Here is a 16,931-nt window from a genome sequence, read left to right on the forward strand (position 1 = left end):
CGGGCCGCCACCACGGCGTCGGAGGATCAGAGGGCGAGGGAGATGATGCCGTAGTCGTAGGCGTGTCGCCGGTAGACGACGCTCGGTCGGCCGGACTCCTTGTCCTGGAACAGGTAGAAGTCGTGGCCGACGAGTTCCATCTGGAACAGGGCGTCGTCGACGGTCATCGGCTCGGCGGGGTGCACCTTCTCCCGCGCGATGTGCCAGGGCTGATCCTCGTGCTCCTCCTCGACCCGTTCCGCCACGGCCGTGGCCGTGCCGGCGCGGGCGCCATCGACGGACGCCCCCAGGGGCGCGTCGAGGTCGGCGACCGGCAGGCCGGCGGTGGCGGCGGCGACGGAGAGCGGGGCGTGCCGACCCCGGTGGACGCGGCGGCGGTCGGCCGCCCGGCGCAACCGGGTGTCGAGCTTGGCGATGGCCGCGTCGAGCGCGCTGTAGAAGTCGTTCGTGCACGCCTCCGCCCGGATCACCGGGCCCCGGGAGACGCAGGTGATCTCGACGCGCTGGCAGTGGTCCGCCTGGCGGGGATTCCGCTCGTGAAAAAGCTCGACATCGACACGAATAAGTTTGTGGTCGTAGCGTTCGATCTTTGCGAGTTTCTCCGCTACGTGCACCCGGTAATGGTCCGGCACTTCGACGTTACGGCCCTTGACCACGATGTCCACGTGACCTCCCTAGTTCGGACGGTCGTTCGATCCGGCATCCGGTCGCGCGCATCTGGGGGAGGTCCCACTCGGCGTCGACCGGTCAGTGCGGCTACGCCTCCTTTCACCGCCGGGAGCGGGTGGGAAGACCCTCCTACCCCCGACAGGCAAACGCTAACTCCTGTTCGCCCGGCCGTCACCCCCGGTCGCGGAGACGGCCAGAAATTTTTCACACCTCATACACCAACGGGTGAAACGGAAACACGATCGGTTACGACCGGTGCCGTTTCTCGGTCGCGGCGAGCACGGCGGCGACCGTCGGCGACAGCCCGCTCACGGTCAGCGCGCGTGCCACCGCGGCGAGGGTCGACCCGGTGGTGAGGATGTCGTCGAGCACCACGACCGCGGTCCCGTCCGGGGCGGGCGCGACCCGGGGGCGGACCCGGAAGGCGGACTCGGCCGCCGCCGCCCGCCCGGCGCTGTCCAGCGTCACCGAGTCGGGGCAGGGCAGGGCGCGCAGGGGCCGGCGCACCCGCACCGGCCAGCCCGCCCGGCGCAGCCGGTCCGCGCAGTGCCGGGTCAGCCGGCCGAGGTGGTCGCCGTACCGGGCGCGGGCCGCCGCCGCGGTGTCCGGCACCGGCACCAGCGTCACCGGCCGTGTCTCGCCGACCGCCGCCGCCACGACCTCGGCGAGCAGCGCGCCGAGCGGCCGGGCCAGCCCGTGCCGGCCGTGGTCCTTGTACGCGAGCAGCGCCTCCCGCAGCGGGCCCGCGTACGGGCCGAGGGCGACGCAGGGCGGCAGGTCGGGCGGGGCCGGGGTGGGGCGTACCGCCCGAGGCCGCAGCGCGTCCAGCGCCGCCACGCACTCCGGACAGACGCCGTGCCGCAGCCCCGGCCGGCGTTCCCGGCAACCGGCGCACTCCACCGGCAGCACCAGGTCGGTGAGGTCCGACCAGAGCCCGCCGAGGCCCGGCATCAGTAGAGGAAGAAGGGGGCGGTCGGGTTGCCGGCACGCGTCCCGGTCGAGGGCGGCGACACCTGCACCTGCTCGGGCTGGATCCGCTCGAACGGAGCGCTGCCGTACGCCACCCCGTTCGCCTCGTACATCGCCGCGCCGCGCGGCACCTCCGTGTTGGCCGGGTACGCGGCGAGGTGCGTCACCCGGGCGCCGATCTTGTCCTCCACCCGGGTGTCCCGGGTGCCGTCCACGCTGACCTCGTAGACCGCCGGGCGGCCGACCTCCCCCGCGAGGAGCAGCTTGTCCTCGCCGTACCAGTCGACGGCCGACAGGCCGGTCAGCCGGGTGGGCAGCCGACGGGCCGGGCCGAGGGTGACCCCGCCCTCGGTGGGGCTCAGGGCGGCGACGTAGAGCCCGCCGCCGGCGATGACGGCGATCCGGTGCCCGTCCAGCGAGGCGGCCACCGCGGTCACCGTGCCGGAGACGCCCAGCGACACGGGGGTGAGTTGCGCCTGGGCGTCGAACCGGTAGAGAGCGCCGTCGGCGACCACCAACCCGGCCGGCTCGCCCCGGTCCGTCGAGCGCAGCCAGACCGGCCGGCCGATCGTGCCGTAGCCCTTCGCGCTGCGGTGGAAGACGGCGACGGGGTCGAGCCCGGCGCCGACGGACAGCCACTGCCGGCCGGCCTCCGTGACCACCAGTGCCGCCCGGATCTGGTCCTCGGCGCGGCTGAGCCCCGCCGTCACGACGTTCCTGTTCTCCTCGGCCGCCACCGGCACCGTGACGATCGTTCCGGCGGCGTCGGACAGCGGGTGGACGGCGCCCTCGTAGACGCAGAACCGCTGGAAGCCGCCACCGACCCGGTACACCGGGTTCGCCTGCCGGTGCGCCTCCAGGTCGGGGATGTCCTTCCGGGGCTGGGTACGGATCTTGATCTCGAGCTGCCCGTCGACGTCGGGCAGCGACCAGGCGAGCTGCGTGGCGAGCTGCTCCAGGCGGACCTTCTCGTCCGGCATCTCCAGGTCGACCTCCCAGCGGCCCTCCGTCCGGGTGGCGTTGTTGATCAGGCGGGTGCCGTCCGGCAGCCCGGTGACCGCGGAGCGCAACCAGGGGGAGGGGCCGGCGGTCAGCCACTTCACCACCTCGCTGACCAGCCGCTCGTCGGGCACGGCGAGGGGCAGGTAGCGTTGGTCGGGCACCAGCCGGGTGCGGCCGGAGTTCCAGAAGTAGATCGTCCGGCTCTGGTAGTACGCCTCGAGCGCGTCGACGCTGAGCAGCAGCACGTTCGGCGGGTTGGCCACGAACAGGCCCGCGTTCGCCCGGCCCTCCTGCGTGCGCAGCTCGAACGTGTACGACGTGGTGCTCGTCTCCGGTGGGGCCAACGTGCCGTCGGCGCGCAGCTGGCCGACCTGCTGCACCTTGAGGGTGACGTCGGTCTTGTTCGGGTCGTTGACGATGACCGGCGCCTCCGTGAGCCGGACGACGGTCAGCGCGACCTCGCTGCCCTCCTTCACCTGGAGGCGGTCGTGGTCCTCCGGCGTGATGAACTGCCGGACCCGCTGGTAGGCCCCGTCCGGCTCGCCGGCGGCGGCGGAGAGGAAGTTCTTGACGAACTGCTCCGGTTCGCCGCCGCTCGCGCTGCGATTCGGGGGCTCGCCCCGGATGCCGCTGGTGGAGCCGGCCTCGGCCGCCGGCCCGGCGCCCTCCACCCGGACCTCGGTGTTGGCCGGGATGCCGCAGCCGGCCGTGCCCGCCAGCAGCAGTGCGCCGCCGAGCACCACGGCGAGCAGGTGCCGCCTCACGATCCCACCTCCGCGCGTCCCCCGGTCCCCTGCCGCCCCGGCCCGGCGGCCACCGCGCCGTCGGCCGGGCCGACCGCGAGCACGCCGCCGCTGCCCGGGCCGATGGCCAGCAGCCCGCCCTCGCGGGGGCCGCCGAAGGGCAGGGCGGCGTCGGCCGGGACCAGCCGCAGCGGCGAGGTGGTCAACCGGTCGCCGGCGCGGGCCGGCAGGGTGAGCCGGAACTGGGCGCCCTGCCCGGGCGCGCCCCACGCCTCCAGCCAGCCGCCGTGCAGCCGGGCGTCCTCCAGGCTGATCGACAGCCCCAGCCCGGTGCCGCCGGTCTGCCGCGCCCGGGACGGGTCGGCCCGCCAGAAGCGGTTGAACACCAGCTTCTCCTCGCCGGGCTTGAGGCCCACCCCGTGGTCGCGGACGGTGATCGCGACGGCCGTGTCGTCCATCCCCAGGGTGATCAGCACCGGCTTGCCCTCGCCGTGCTCCACGGCGTTGCCGACCAGGTTGCGCAGCACGCGCTCGACCCGCCGCGGGTCGACCTCGGCGATCACCGGCGTGGCGGGCACGTCCAGCTCGATGGGCACCCCGACCCGCTCGGCCAGTCCGGCGAGGCGGTCGGCCACCCGGTGCACGACCGGCACCAGGTCGGTCGGCTCGGCGTCCAGCATCGCGAAGCCGGCGTCGAAGCGGCTGATCTCCAGCAGGTCGGTGAGCAGCTCCTCGAAGCGGTCCAGCTCGGCCTGGAGCAGCTCGGCGCTGCGCGCCACCGCCGGATCGAACTCGTCCCGCTCGGAGAAGATCAGGTCGGCGGCCATCCGGACCGTGGTGAGCGGCGTGCGCAGCTCGTGCGACACGTCGGAGGTGAAGCGGCGTTGCAGCCGGGACATCTCCTCCAGCCGCAGGATCTGGCGCTGGAGGTTGGTCGCCATCTGGTTGAACGACGCGGCGAGCAGGGCGAGGTCGTCCTCACCGTTGACCGCCATCCGCTGGTCGAGCAGGCCGGCGGAGAGCCGCTGGGCCGTCCGGGCGGCCACCCGCACCGGGGTCACCACCAGCCGGGTGACCAGGCCGGCGAGCAGGCCGAGCAGGATCACCAGGGCCGCGCCGGTGGCGACCACCGTCGCGCGGGCGTCGGCGGCCGTGTCGTCCTGCCGCGTCAGCGGCACGAGGTAGTAGAGCTCCACCTGGCCGAACTTGGTCGGCACGGGCGAGCCGTAGACCAGGTATTTCGTGCGCTCCCCGTCCAGCCGGCCGGTGCGGATCTGGCTGGCCATCTTGCCCCCGGCGACCGTGGCGCGCAGCTCGCTGCTGATCAGCGGCCGGACGTTGACCGCGGGCGAGGAGCGCGGCTGGATGACGCCGGTGTGGTTGTCGGCGGTGAGCGCCACGATCACGCCGGTGGTCTGCTGCGGGTCACCGCCGGCGAGGTAGTTGACCGTGCCGTCGACGGTCTCCTGGAACTGCGCGTCCTGCGGCTGGTTGTAGAGACCGAACTGCTTGGCCGCGTACGCCGCGCCGCTGTCCAGCCGCACCCGCACGTCGGTCTCGGCGTTGTCCACCAGGATGCTGGTGATCTTGTCGGCGATCAGGTAGGCGAAACCGCCCACCAGCAGGCTGGACGCGACCAGTGTGATGGTCACCACCCGCAGCTGCAGTGACCGCCGCCAGGTCTGGTGCAGCCCGGCCAGCAGGCGCGCGGACCGGCCGCTCAGGCCGCGCCACAGCTCCCGCACGGCGGCGACACGCCAGCGCGGAGCTGTCGGCTGGGGGTCCGGAATCGGGGAGGTGGCCACAGTGTGACCAGGCTATCCGGTGCCCGCCTTGTAGCCCACGCCCCGCACGGTGAGGATGATTTCCGGTCGCTCCGGATCCGGCTCGATCTTGGCGCGCAGCCGCTGCACGTGCACGTTGACCAGCCGGGTGTCCGCGGCGTGCCGGTAGCCCCAGACCTGCTCCAGCAGCACCTCGCGGGTGAACACCTGGCGCGGCTTGCGGGCGAGCGCCACCAGCAGGTCGAACTCCAGCGGCGTCAGCTTCACCTCCTCGCCGTTGCGGCTGACGGTGTGCGCCGGCACGTCGATGGTGATCTGGTTGCCGGGCGGCCCGATGGTCAACATCTCGGGGGCCACGTCCTCGCCGCGCCGCAGCCGCGCCCGCATCCGGGCGACCAGCTCCTTGGGCTTGAACGGCTTGACCACGTAGTCGTCGGCCCCGGACTCCAGGCCGAGGACCACGTCGACGGTGTCGCTCTTGGCGGTCAGCATGACGATCGGCACGCCCGACTCGGCCCGGATCGACCGCGCCACGTCGATGCCGCTCATGCCGGGGAGCATGAGGTCGAGCAGGACGATGTCCGGCCGGTTCTCGCGGAACGCGGCCAGGGCCCGCTCCCCGTCGGCGACGAACGAGGGCAGGAACCCCTCGCTGCGCAGGACGATGCCGAGCATCTCGGCGAGCGCGGGGTCGTCGTCGACCACCAGTACCCGGGCTCTCATGGGGTTAATGTTTCCATCCCGTTCAGTTTCGGTGGGATCCGCGTCACCCGGCACGGTACTGCCGTGGGACGCCGCCGCCCAGCAACCGACGCCGGCGTCGCCGCCCCGGCGTGCGGGTCCACCCGATCGGACCGCGCGTGTCACCATGATCCCCGCGTGCGCCGTCACGCGCCACCGTCGCCCGTCCCCAGGAGTACGCGTGCCCGACGCCGGCCCGACCGCCGTGCTCCCGCGCCGCCCGCTCACGGTCGGCGAGCTGCTGGACTCCGCGGTCCTGCTGCTGCGCGGCCAGGCCCGGGTGCTGGTCCCGCTCGCCCTCGCCCTGGCCGTCGGCGAGCAGCTCCTGCTCTACCCGCTGCGGCTCGCCGCCGACGTCGAGCCCCCCGTCTGGTTCGTGGAGTTCGATCACTTCGGGGCGTACTGGCTGCTGCTGGCCGTCGGCGCGGCGACCGAGGCGATGATCATCACGCTGCTGGGCAACCCGGCCGCCCGGGCCGCCGGCGGCGCGCTGTTCGGCCGTACGGTCGGGCCGCGCGAGGTGTTCCGTCCCGCCGGCGCCCGCTGGGGCGCCACGGTGCTGCTCACCGCCCTGGTCGGGCTGGTGATGTTGGTGGCCGCGCTGTTCGGGCCGGCCTGGTTCATCGGTTTCGCCCTGCTCGGCGCCGTGGCGCCGGCGCTGGTCGTCGACCGGGTGCACCCGCTGCGGGCCCCGCTGCGCGCCGCCACCCTGGCCGTACGCGGCGGCGGCCGGGCCGGCGGGATCCGGCTGCTCGGCTACCTGTCCTGGTGGATCGTCCGCCTCGGCCTCGGCATCGGCGTCTACTACGGGCTGGACGCGCTCGACCTGGTCGACCGGACCTGGGCCCCCTGGCTGTCGCTGGCCGTCTGGGCGGGCGTCAACGGCGTCGCGTACCCGGCGCTGGCCTGCCTCGACGCGGTGCTGCACCTGGAGACCCGGATGCGCACCGAGGGGCTGGACATCCGCCTCTCCCGGGCCCGGACGGGCACGCCGGAGGCCGTTCTGCTGGCGGCCGACCGATGAGCTTCAGCCGGTGGTGGACCGAGACCACGGCCGCGCTCGGCGACCGGGTGCCGCTGCCCCTGGCCGCGCTGCTGCTGGTGCTCGCCGCGGTGCTGGTGGCGGTCGGCTGGTACACGTACCCCGCCTGGGTGCCCCGCCGGCTGCCCCGACTGCCCCGGCTGCGTCGACGCCGCCGGAAGCCCGGGCCGGTGGACGCCCCCGCGCCGGTCGTACCCGCGCCGCGCGAGCCGGAGCCGGAGTTGCCGGCCGCCGCGTACGTCTCCCTCGCCGACCGGCTGGCCGCCGAGGGCCGGTACGCCGAGGCCGTCCGGGAACGGCTGCGCGCGATGATCCGCGAGCTGGTCGCCCGGGGGATGCTCCAGCCGCAGCCCGGCATGACCGTCGTCGAGGTGGTGCGGGCCGCGACGGCCAGCCGTCCGCAGGTCGGCCCGCCGCTGGGCGCCGCCGGGGCGATCTTCTCCGAACTCTGGTACGGCCAGCGCCCCGCCTCGGCCGAGCACGACCGGCGGATGCGGGAGCACGCCGCCGACCTGGACCGGCTGCTGACCGGCCGACCCGAGGACGGGCCACGACCATGAGCGCACAGGCCACCGCCGCCCAGCCGGCCCCGAAAGCCGGCGACGCCCCCCGGCGACGTCGCCGCCGGCACCGGCTGCTGATCCCGTTGGGCCTGACCGCGCTGCTGCTGACCACCACCCTGGTCACCCACGCGGTCGACCAGCCCGATCCCACCGACCGGGGGTTCCTCTCCCCCGTCGCGACCGGGGACGACGGCGGCAGCCGGCTCGCCGAGGCGCTGCGGGAGCGGGGCGTCACGGTGCAGCGCGAGACGGACACGCTGCGCGCGCTGCTGGCCGCCCGCAGCGGGCCGGCCACGCTCTTCGTGCCCGCGCCGGCGCTGCTGCACCCGGACACGGTCTTTGCGTTGGGCTCGCTTCCCTCGGCCACCCGGCTGGTGCTGGTGGACCCGCCGCGGCGGGTGCTGGACGCGATCCCGCTGCCGGTGGAGCCGGCCGGCCGGCGGTGGGCCGCGCAGGCGGTGGAGCCCGACGCGCGGGGCCTGCCCTGCCCGATGCCCGAGCTGCGCCAGCTCGGACGGGCGGCGGTCGGGCTGCAACGCTACGCGGTCACCCCGGGCGGGTCGGCGCCCGTGCAGTTCTGCTTCGACGGCGGGCTCGCCCGGCTGCTCCGGGTCCCCGAGAGCGTGGTGGTGGTCGGCGCCAGCGACCCGTTCCGCAACGACCGGATCGACGAGTGGGACAACCGGGCGTTCGCCACCGCCCTGCTCGGCGGGGCCGGCCGGGTGGTGTGGCTCGACCTGGACGGCCAGGCGCCCCCGCCGACCTTCGGCTCCGGCACCAGCGGCAGCCCGGCCTGGTCGCCCACCCCGGGCGGCTCCACCGAGTACGGCGGGCCGGGCGGCGGCCGCCCCGGCGGCCCCGGCGGCGGCAACGGGAACCCCGGCGGCCCGGGCGGCGGCTCCGACGACGACGGTGACGACTCCCACGCCGACAGCTCCGACCCGCCGAACCCGCTCTGGTCCGCCTTCCCCGGCTGGTTCTGGGCGCTGCTGGTGCAGCTCGCCGTCGCCGCCCTGCTGGCCGCGCTCTGGCGGGCCCGCCGGCTTGGCCCGCCGGCGCCGGAGCCGCTGCCGGTGACGGTCCGCTCGGCGGAGACGGTGCTCGGCCGGGCCCGGCTCTACGAGAAGGCCGGCGCCCGGGACGCGGCCGCGCGGACGCTGCGCACCGCCGCCCGGGACCGCCTGCTGCCCCGGCTGAACCTGCCGCCGACCGCCCCGCCCGCCGAGGTGGCCGCCGCGGTCGCCGCCCGCACCGGCGACGGCCCCGGGCGGACGGAGGAACTGCTCTACGGCGGCACACCCGACACCGACCAGGACCTGCTGGAGCTGGCCCGCGCGCTGGACCGGCTGACCCGCACGGTCGCCCCGCACCCGCCCGACGGGCCGCACCCCGCCTCCCCGGCCGGGCCGCACCTCACGCCCCCGGCCACCGCTTCGCACCCCGCCGCGCCGCACCTCGCCGACGGGCCGCCAGCGGCAGCCGCACCGCACCCGCACCGATCCGAAGGAGATCCCCGGTGACCCGACCCGCCGGAACCGCCGATCCGCTGACCGCCGGCCCCGCCGACCCCCGTGCCGCCCTGCACCTGCTGCGCGCCGAGGTCGCCAAGGCGGTCGTGGGGCAGGACGCGGTCGTCACCGGCCTGGTGATCGCCCTCCTCTGCCGTGGGCACGTGCTGCTGGAAGGCGTGCCGGGCGTCGCCAAGACCCTGCTGATCCGCACCGTGGCCACCGCGCTCGACCTGCGGTCCAAGCGGGTGCAGTTCACCCCGGACCTGATGCCGGGGGACGTGACCGGCTCGCTGATCTTCGACCCGCGCACCGCCGCCTTCACCTTCCGCGAGGGGCCGGTGTTCACCAACCTGCTGCTCGCCGACGAGATCAACCGGACGCCCCCGAAGACCCAGTCGGCGCTGCTGGAGGTCATGGAGGAACGGCAGGTCTCGGTCGAGGGCGACCGGCGTCCGCTGCCCGACCCGTTCATCGTCGCCGCCACCCAGAACCCCATCGAGTACGAGGGCACCTACCCGCTGCCGGAGGCGCAGCTCGACCGGTTCCTGCTCAAGCTCACCGTGCCGCTGCCCAGCCGGGAGGAGGAGCTGGGGGTGCTGCGCGCGCACCACGCCGGCTTCGACCCGCGCGACCTGACGGCCGCCGGCGTACGGCCGGTGGCCAGCGCGGCCGACCTGGCTGCCGCCCGGGCGGCGGTCGGCCGGGTGCACATGGCCGAGCCGCTGTTCGGCTACATCGTCGACCTGTGCCGGGCCACCCGCAGCACGCCGGCGCTGGAGCTGGGCGCCTCGCCCCGGGGCGCGACCGCGCTGCTCACCACCGCCAAGGCGTGGGCCTGGCTGGCCGGCCGCGACCACGTCGTCCCGGACGACGTGAAGGCGGTCGCCCGACCGACGCTGCGGCACCGGCTGCGGCTGCGCCCCGAGGTCGAGCTGGAGGGCGTCGGCGTGGACGCGGTGCTGGACACGGTGCTGGCCACCGTGCCGACGCCGCGATGACCTGGCGGGCGGCGCTCCTGCTGGCGGCGGGCGCGCTGACCCTGCCGGCCTGGCCGGCGCCGTTCGTCGGCCTGCTGGTGATGACCGGCGGGGTGCTGCTGCTCGTGCTGGTCGACCGGGCGCTGGCCGCGCCGCCGGGGGCGCTCGCGGCGACCCGGGAGGGCGACCGCGCGGTGCGGCTCGGCGGCACCGCCACCGTCGCGCTGCTGCTGCACAACCCCACCGGCCGTACGCTGCGCGCCCGGGTCCGCGACGCCTGGGTGCCCTCGGCCGGCGCCCGCCCCGACGTGCCCCCGGCGCAGCTCGTGCGCGTCGCGCCGGGCGGGACGGTGGCGCTGCCCAGCCGGCTCACCCCGCTGCGGCGGGGCGACCGGCCGGCGGCGGCGTTGACCGTGCGCTCGTTCGGGCCGATGGGGCTGGGCTTCCGCCAGCGCTCCGGCCGCCCGGCCACCCCGCCGTGGACGCTGCGCGTCCTCCCCCGCTTCGACTCCCGCCGGCACCTGCCCGAGAAGCTGGCCCGGCTGCGCGTGATCGACGGCACCCAGGTCAGCCGGGGGCGCGGCCAGGGCACCGAGTTCGACACCCTCCGCGAGTACGTGGTGGGCGACGACGTCCGGTCGATCGACTGGCGGGCGAGCGCGCGCCGGGCCGACGTGCTGGTGCGGACGTGGCGGCCTGAGCGGGACCGCCGGCTGGTCTGCGTGCTGGACACGGGCCGCACGTCGGCGGTGCGGGTCGGCGACGAGCCCCGGCTGGACACCGCGATCGACGCCGCGCTGCTGCTCGCCGCTCTCGCCGCCCGCGCCGGTGACCGGGTCGACCTGCTCGCCGCCGACACGGCGGTCCGGGCCACGGTGACGGGCACCGGCCGGCCGGCCCTGCTCTCCCGGCTGGTGCACGCCCTCGCCCCGCTCCAACCGGCGCTGGCGGAGACGGACTTCGACCTGATCGCCGGTGAGCTGCTGCGCCGGCAGCGCCAGCGCAGCCTGGTGGTGCTCTTCACCGCGCTGGAGGCGGGCGCCCTCGGCGAGGGGCTGCTGCCGGTGCTCCCCCGGGTCGCGGCCCGGCACAAGGTGGTGATCGCCGCGACGCACGACCCGGTGCTGACCGCGCTCACCACGGCCGTCCCGCAGCGCCCCGGCGACGCCTACGCGGCGGCGGCGGCCTGGCGGGCGCTGGCCGAACGCGACCGGGTCCGCGCCGCGCTGGGCCGGCACGGGGTGACGGTCGTCGACGCCCCGGCGGGTCGCCTGGCCCCCACCCTGGCCGACACCTACCTGCGCCTCAAGTCCCTCGGCCAGCTCTGATCCCCCGGGACGGTCGGGGCGGGCGGTCAGCGGCGGGCGTACGGGTCGAGGACGTCGTCGCCCTCGCGCGCGGCGGTCGCCCGGCGGCCGAGCACCACGACGTACGCCAGGAAGGCGAGCCAGACGGCGGCGCCCGCGAGGACGCGGAGCGGGACCGGCACGGGCGCGGGCGTCACGAACGCCTCGATGACGGCGGAGACCGCGAAGAGCCCCACCAGGCCGACGGCGACCAGGACGCCCTCGCGGCCCGCCCGGGCGACCGCCTGCCCCCGGGTGAGCTGGGCGGGCGGCGCGATCCACGCCCACCCGACGCGCAGGCCCACCCCGGCGGCCACGAAGACGCCGGTCAGCTCCAGCAGCCCGTGCGGGGTGATCAGTCCGAAGAAGACGTCCGCCCGGCCGTAGGCGACCATCACCCCGCCGACCACGCCGATGTTGAGCGCGTTCTGCCAGAGCAGGTAGAGCACGGGGACGATGAGCACCCCGGCGGCGAGACACTGGGCGGCGAGCCAGGCGTTGTGCGTCCACAGGTGGAAGGCGAAGGTCGGCGCGGCGAACTCGGTGTAGTAGCCGGCGAAGCCGGACTCGACCAGGTCGGCGGCCGCCTCCTCGCCGATGAACGCGCCCGCCGTCTCCGGGTTGCCCGCCACGTACCAGATGAGGAAGAAGCTGAGCAGGGTGAAGCCGGTCGCCACCCCGCACCACCAGGGCCAGGCGCGGTAGACCGCGCCGGGGAAGCCGACCAGCAGGAACCTGCCGACCGCCGCCCAGGACGGCCGCGGGCGGCCGGTGAGCCGGGCCCGGGCCCGCAGCACCACCTGGGAGAGCTGGCTGACCAGCGCCGGGTCGGGTGAGCGGCTGCGCAGCACCGAGAGCTGGGTGGTCGCCCGCTGGTAGAGGGCGACGAGTTCGTCGACCTCGGCGGCGTCGAGCCGGCCGCGCCGGGAGAGTTCCTCCAGCCGCCGCCACTCCCCGCCGTGTTCCGCGACGTACGCGTCGAGATCCACCGTCACCCCCGTCCGGCGATCATAGTGTTCACTGTCGGGATGAGAGCGCAACCACGACCGCCGGCCCGACCCGCCCCGTGGGGCGACGCCGGGCTGGTCAGCGGGGAGGCCGTGGAGCTGGACGTCCGGGCCGCCCGGATCGGCTCCCGGGTGCTCGCGCTGATGCTCGACATCCTGGCCCAGCTGGTCCTCGTGCTGGTGCTGTCGATCGCCGCCGGCATCGTGCTCAGCAACCTGCCGCCCGGGCTGGTCGACAAGGCGCTGGCCGGTGCCCTCGCGACGGTGGGGCTGGTCCTGGTGCTGGTCGGCTACCCGGTGCTCTGCGAGCGGTTCAACCACGGCCGGACGCTGGGCAAGCTGGCGGTCGGGCTGCGGGTGGTCAGCGCCGACGGCGCCCCGGTGGGGCTGCGGCAGTCGCTGACCCGGGCGCTGGTGGGCGTGGCGGTGGAGTGGCCGGGCCTGGTGCTGCCGCTGCTGAGCTGGGTCGCCGGCGTGACCGTGATGCTGACCGACCGGCGGGGGCGCCGGCTGGGCGACCTCGTGGCGGGCACGCTCGTCGTGCACACCCGGACGGCGACCGCCTGGCGGCCGGTCCCGACGGCGGTGCCCGTGCTGGTCGGCTGGGCGCACACGCTGGACCTGAGCCGGCTGGACGACGGCCTGGCGCTGGCCGCCCGGCAGTACCTGGCCCGGGTGCGCCACCTGGCGGAGCCGGCCCGCGGGCGGCTGGGCCGCGGCCTGTGGGCCGAGATCTCGGCGGTGATCACGCCACCCCCGCCGCCGGGCTTGCCGGAGTCGGTCTACCTGGCCGCGGTCCTCGGCGAGCGGCACCGGCGGGCCTGGCACCGGCTGGGCCGCGGTCGCGCCGTCGCCGCGACGCTCTGGCCGGAGCTGACGCCCGGCCCGCCCGCGCCGCCCCGCGCGGTCCCGGCCGCCGCCCCGCCCGAGGTCGCCGCGCCACCCGGCACGATCCGTCCGGCGGTGCCCGGCGGCGCGCCGGCCGCCGTGCCGGCGCAGCCCGTCGCGGCGGTACGGCCGGCGGTCGCGGCGGCGACCGCGTCGACGCCGCGGTCCACCTCGGCGCCGGCGAGCGCCATGTCCACGCCCGACGCCGGCACCTGACCGGCGGGCGCGGGCACCCGGGCGGCGGGCGCGGGACCACCGACCGTCGCCCGGCTATGGCAGGATCCGGCTCGCTCGCCCCTACCGAGACGGGAACACCGTGGCCGACGACCTGTTCACCCCCACCATCGCGCCGGCGGCGTACGAGGCGCGTCGCCCGCCGTGGCGACCGCACTCGCTGATCTTCCCCGCCGTGTTCGGCGGCCCGACGGCGGCCACCGTGCTGGCCCTGGTCAACGGGCACCGGCTGGGCCTGCCCCGCCGGACGCACCTGGCGGTGCTCGGCGTCGGGCTGGCCGGGCTGGTGGCCCGGCTGGTGGTCACGCTCGTGGTCTTCGACGACGGGGCCGACCGGCCCGTCCGGCTGATCGGGGCGCTGGCCGGCGCGCTGGTCTGGCTCGCTGCCTCCGCCACGCAGAAGCGCCGGTTCCGGGCGTACGAGCTGCGCGGCGGCGCGCCGGCGTCGCTGTGGCTGCCCGGCGTCGGGGCGGTGCTCCTGTTCGGCTTCGCCGAGGCCGCGCTGATCGTGCTGGTGGCCGCCGCGTGACCGCCCCGGAGACCCAGCTCGCCCGGGTGGCCCAGCTCCTGGAGCTGAACCGGCTGGAACAGGCCCTGGACGAGGTGAACCGGCTCCCCGCCGCGCTGGCCGCCAGCCCCGCCGCGTTCCGGCTGCGGGCGGCGGCGCTGACCGGGCTGGACCGTTGGGACGAGGTGGTCGCCGTCGCCCGTCAGGGGCTGGCCGAGACCGGCCCGGACGCGGAGCTGCTCGGCCGGCTGGGTCTCGCGCTGCGCCACCACCGCGAGTTCGCCCCCGCCGAGCGGGCGCTGCTCGACGCGCTGGCCATCGAGCCGGAGAACCCGTGGCTGCTCTGCCAGTACGCCGACCTCTGCTCGGCCGTGGGCCAGACCGGCAAGGCGGAACGCCTGGTCGCCCGCGCCGCCGCGATCGTCCCGGACGCGCCGGCCGTCTTCGCCTCCCGCTTCCAACTCGCGTACGCCCGGGGCGACGACCGGGCCGCCGAGCGCATCTCCCGCGAGTTCCTCGGGGCGTGGCCGGCCAACCCCGCGGCGCTCGCCCTGCACGGCGTCGCCGCGGCCCGGCGCGGCCGGGTGGGCACCGCGCACCGTGCCTTCGGGCAGGCGGTGGCGCACGACCCGACCGACGCCGACTACGCCGAGGCCGCCTGGGAGAGCCGGGTGTACACCCACCCGCTGCTGCTGCCGCTGCGGCCGCTCTACCGGCTGGGGATCCTCCGCACCTGGCTGCTCGCGATCGGCGTGGTGGTGCTGCTCAACCTCGCCGGGCTGGACCTGCTCGCGGGCCTGTTCGGCGTGGCGTGGGCGCTCTTCTGCGTCTGGTCGTGGATCGCCCCGCCGCTGGTCCGCCGCATGGTCCTCGGCCGGTGGCGGTCGTGAGGGCGGTGCGGACGGTGGCGGTCGGGAGCGCGCGTGGGCGGTGGCGGTCGTGAGGGCGTTCGGGCCGTGGCTGGCCGTCCTGGCGGTGGTGCTGCTGCTCAGCGCGCTGCGCCTGCGCGCCCTGGCCACGGTGGTCTCGCTGGCCTGGCTCGCCTGGTGCGTGTGGAGTTGGGTCCGCCCCGCCCGCCGCCGCTCCCGCCCGGACTGACCCCGCTCCCGCCCCGGCCGGCCCCGGCCCCGAGGGCTTCCGCCCCGACTGGCCCACGCCCGCCGCGGCCCGCCGACCGGCCGCTCGCCCGCAGTCGCCGGAGACGCCGACGGGCCGGCCCGCTGGCGCGGGCCGGCCCGGTCGGTGCGGGTCGGCTCAGTACCGGTAGTGCTCCGGCTTGAACGGGCCCTCGACGGAGACGCCGAGGTAGGCGGCCTGCTCCTTGGTCAGGGTGCTCAGCTTGGCGCCGAGCGCCTCCAGGTGCAGCCGGGCGACCTTCTCGTCCAGGTGCTTCGGCAGCACGTAGACGCCGGTCGGGTATTCCTCGGTCTTCGTGAACAGCTCGATCTGGGCGATCGTCTGGTTGGCGAACGAGTTCGACATCACGAAGCTCGGGTGGCCGGTGGCGTTGCCCAGGTTCAGCAGGCGGCCCTCCGACAGCACGATGATCGCGTGCCCGTCGGCGAACTTCCAGAGGTCGACCTGCGGCTTGATGTTGACCCGCTCCACGTCGGACCGCTTCGCCAGGCCGGCCATGTCGATCTCGTTGTCGAAGTGGCCGATGTTGCCGACGATGGCCTGGTGCTTCATCCGGGCCATGTGCTCGTTGGTGATGACGTCGAAGCAGCCGGTGGCGGTGATGAAGATGTCCGCCTGCTCGACCACGTCGTCCAGGGTGGCGACCTGGTAGCCGTCCATCGCCGCCTGGAGGGCGCAGATCGGGTCGACCTCGGTGACCACGACCCGGGCGCCCTGGCCGCGCAGCGACTCGGCGCAGCCCTTGCCGACGTCGCCGTAGCCGAGTACGACCGCCATCTTGCCGCCGATCAGCACGTCGGTGGCCCGGTTGATGCCGTCGATGAGCGAGTGGCGGCAGCCGTACTTGTTGTCGAACTTGCTCTTCGTCACCGAGTCGTTGACGTTGATGGCGGGGAAGAGCAGGGTGCCGGCGCGGTGCATCTCGTAGAGCCGGTGCACGCCGGTGGTGGTCTCCTCGGTCACGCCCTTGATGCCGGCGGCGATCCGGGTCCACCGCTGGCCGTCCTCGGCGAGCGAGCGGTGCAGCACACCGAGGATGACCGCGTACTCCTCGGAGTCGGCGGACTCGACCGGCGGGACGGCCCCGGCCTTCTCGAACTCGACGCCCTTGTGCACCAGCAGGGTGGCATCGCCGCCGTCGTCGAGGATCATGTTCGGGCCCTGCCCGTCGGGCCAGGCGAGCACCTGCTCGGTGCACCACCAGTACTCCTCCAGGCTCTCGCCCTTCCAGGCGTAGACCGGGACGCCGGCCGGGGCCTCCGGGGTGCCGGTCGGACCGACCACCATCGCGGCGGCGGCGTGGTCCTGGGTGGAGAAGATGTTGCAGGACGCCCAGCGGACCTGCGCGCCGAGCGCGACCAGGGTCTCGATCAGGACGGCGGTCTGGATGGTCATGTGCAGCGACCCGGTGATCCGGGCGCCAGCGAGCGGCTGGGCGTCGGCGAACTCACGACGGATCGCCATCAGGCCGGGCATCTCGTGCTCGGCGAGCTGGATCTCCTTGCGCCCGAACTCGGCGAGCGACAGATCCGCCACCTTGTAGTCGCCCTCGGCGAGGGTGCTCGGCCGGGCCTCGGACGGCGTTCCACTTGCGGACGCCGGGAGGGTGCTGGTCATGGAAGCTCCTGTCGGACGATGTGCTGCGCGACCCTCCACCTTACGCGCGCGGGCCGCCGCGGAAGGGACCGGCCGGTGAAGAGAGCAGGAAGACAGAAGCGGGCAGCGCACGGGGCGGTCGGTCGTGGACGGACTCTCCGTCCACCAGCCGCCCGCCCCGTGCATCCCCCCGGTTTGGATCCCTCGCGCGCGT

16 protein-coding genes are annotated in these 16,931 nt (G+C 75.5%); 9 read left to right on the plus strand and 7 right to left on the minus strand.

Annotated features, from left to right (window positions below):
* Positions 1-26 precede the first annotated feature (26 nt).
* From hpf to mtrA, 5 genes are all read right to left on the minus strand, one after another.
* Entirely contained in the window at positions 27-665 is a 639-nt protein-coding gene (gene hpf, locus ABT006_RS05300) for a ribosome hibernation-promoting factor, HPF/YfiA family (protein WP_350703171.1), read from the minus strand.
* Between the two features lie 250 nt (positions 666-915).
* Entirely contained in the window at positions 916-1,620 is a 705-nt protein-coding gene (locus ABT006_RS05305; RefSeq protein WP_350703173.1) for a ComF family protein, read from the minus strand.
* Positions 1,620-3,404: an LpqB family beta-propeller domain-containing protein gene (locus ABT006_RS05310; protein WP_350703175.1), complete on the minus strand. Its 1,785-nt coding sequence runs from the start codon at positions 3,402-3,404 to the stop codon at positions 1,620-1,622. The genes ABT006_RS05305 and ABT006_RS05310 overlap by 1 nt, the downstream gene beginning before the upstream one ends.
* On the minus strand, positions 3,401-5,188 hold the full coding sequence (gene mtrB / locus ABT006_RS05315; RefSeq protein WP_350703177.1) for an MtrAB system histidine kinase MtrB: 1,788 nt from the start codon (positions 5,186-5,188) through the stop codon (positions 3,401-3,403). Before mtrB ends, ABT006_RS05310 begins: the two co-directional genes overlap by 4 nt.
* A gap of 12 nt (positions 5,189-5,200) precedes the next feature.
* Positions 5,201-5,890 carry an MtrAB system response regulator MtrA gene (gene mtrA / locus ABT006_RS05320; protein ID WP_089001893.1) on the minus strand — a complete coding sequence of 230 codons (690 nt, stop codon included), beginning with the start codon at positions 5,888-5,890 and terminating at the stop codon, positions 5,201-5,203.
* Positions 5,891-6,089: 199 nt separating this feature from the next.
* Between mtrA and ABT006_RS05325 the strand changes: the two genes are divergently transcribed.
* From ABT006_RS05325 to ABT006_RS05345, 5 genes are read left to right on the plus strand one after another with little or no spacing between them, the layout of a single operon-like run.
* Positions 6,090-6,932, plus strand: coding sequence for a hypothetical protein (locus ABT006_RS05325; RefSeq protein WP_350703179.1), 843 nt, complete (start codon positions 6,090-6,092; stop codon positions 6,930-6,932).
* Complete coding sequence (locus tag ABT006_RS05330; protein ID WP_350703181.1) at positions 6,929-7,510, plus strand: DUF4129 domain-containing protein; 582 nt, start codon at positions 6,929-6,931, stop codon at positions 7,508-7,510. The genes ABT006_RS05325 and ABT006_RS05330 overlap by 4 nt, the downstream gene beginning before the upstream one ends.
* Entirely contained in the window at positions 7,507-9,033 is a 1,527-nt protein-coding gene (locus tag ABT006_RS05335; RefSeq protein ID WP_350703183.1) for a DUF4350 domain-containing protein, read from the plus strand. The genes ABT006_RS05330 and ABT006_RS05335 overlap by 4 nt, the downstream gene beginning before the upstream one ends.
* Positions 9,030-10,022, plus strand: coding sequence for an AAA family ATPase (locus tag ABT006_RS05340; RefSeq protein ID WP_350703184.1), 993 nt, complete (start codon positions 9,030-9,032; stop codon positions 10,020-10,022). The genes ABT006_RS05335 and ABT006_RS05340 overlap by 4 nt, the downstream gene beginning before the upstream one ends.
* Complete coding sequence (locus ABT006_RS05345; protein WP_350703186.1) at positions 10,019-11,329, plus strand: DUF58 domain-containing protein; 1,311 nt, start codon at positions 10,019-10,021, stop codon at positions 11,327-11,329. Before ABT006_RS05340 ends, ABT006_RS05345 begins: the two co-directional genes overlap by 4 nt.
* Before the next feature lie 26 nt (positions 11,330-11,355).
* On the opposite strand, the gene ABT006_RS05350 is transcribed toward ABT006_RS05345, so the two are convergent.
* Positions 11,356-12,342: a stage II sporulation protein M gene (locus ABT006_RS05350; protein ID WP_350703188.1), complete on the minus strand. Its 987-nt coding sequence runs from the start codon at positions 12,340-12,342 to the stop codon at positions 11,356-11,358.
* Between the two features lie 33 nt (positions 12,343-12,375).
* Between ABT006_RS05350 and ABT006_RS05355 the strand changes: the two genes are divergently transcribed.
* The 4 genes from ABT006_RS05355 (at position 12,376) to ABT006_RS05370 (ending at position 15,082) form a co-directional block, all read left to right on the plus strand.
* Positions 12,376-13,458 (plus strand): RDD family protein, encoded by a 1,083-nt coding sequence (locus ABT006_RS05355; protein ID WP_350703190.1) that lies wholly within the window; start codon positions 12,376-12,378, stop codon positions 13,456-13,458.
* Positions 13,459-13,558: 100 nt separating this feature from the next.
* Positions 13,559-14,005 carry a hypothetical protein gene (locus ABT006_RS05360; protein WP_350703191.1) on the plus strand — a complete coding sequence of 149 codons (447 nt, stop codon included), beginning with the start codon at positions 13,559-13,561 and terminating at the stop codon, positions 14,003-14,005.
* Positions 14,002-14,874, plus strand: coding sequence for a tetratricopeptide repeat protein (locus ABT006_RS05365; RefSeq protein WP_350703193.1), 873 nt, complete (start codon positions 14,002-14,004; stop codon positions 14,872-14,874). Before ABT006_RS05360 ends, ABT006_RS05365 begins: the two co-directional genes overlap by 4 nt.
* Positions 14,875-14,923: 49 nt before the next feature.
* Positions 14,924-15,082, plus strand: a complete 159-nt coding sequence (locus ABT006_RS05370) for a hypothetical protein (RefSeq protein WP_350703194.1) — start codon at positions 14,924-14,926, stop codon at positions 15,080-15,082.
* Positions 15,083-15,238: 156 nt separating this feature from the next.
* Here ABT006_RS05370 and ahcY read toward each other — a convergent pair whose 3' ends face one another.
* On the minus strand, positions 15,239-16,738 hold the full coding sequence (gene ahcY, locus ABT006_RS05375; protein WP_350703196.1) for an adenosylhomocysteinase: 1,500 nt from the start codon (positions 16,736-16,738) through the stop codon (positions 15,239-15,241).
* Positions 16,739-16,931 lie beyond the last annotated feature (193 nt).

The organism is Micromonospora sp. NPDC002717, from assembly GCF_040295705.1.
Classification (GTDB): domain Bacteria; phylum Actinomycetota; class Actinomycetes; order Mycobacteriales; family Micromonosporaceae; genus Micromonospora.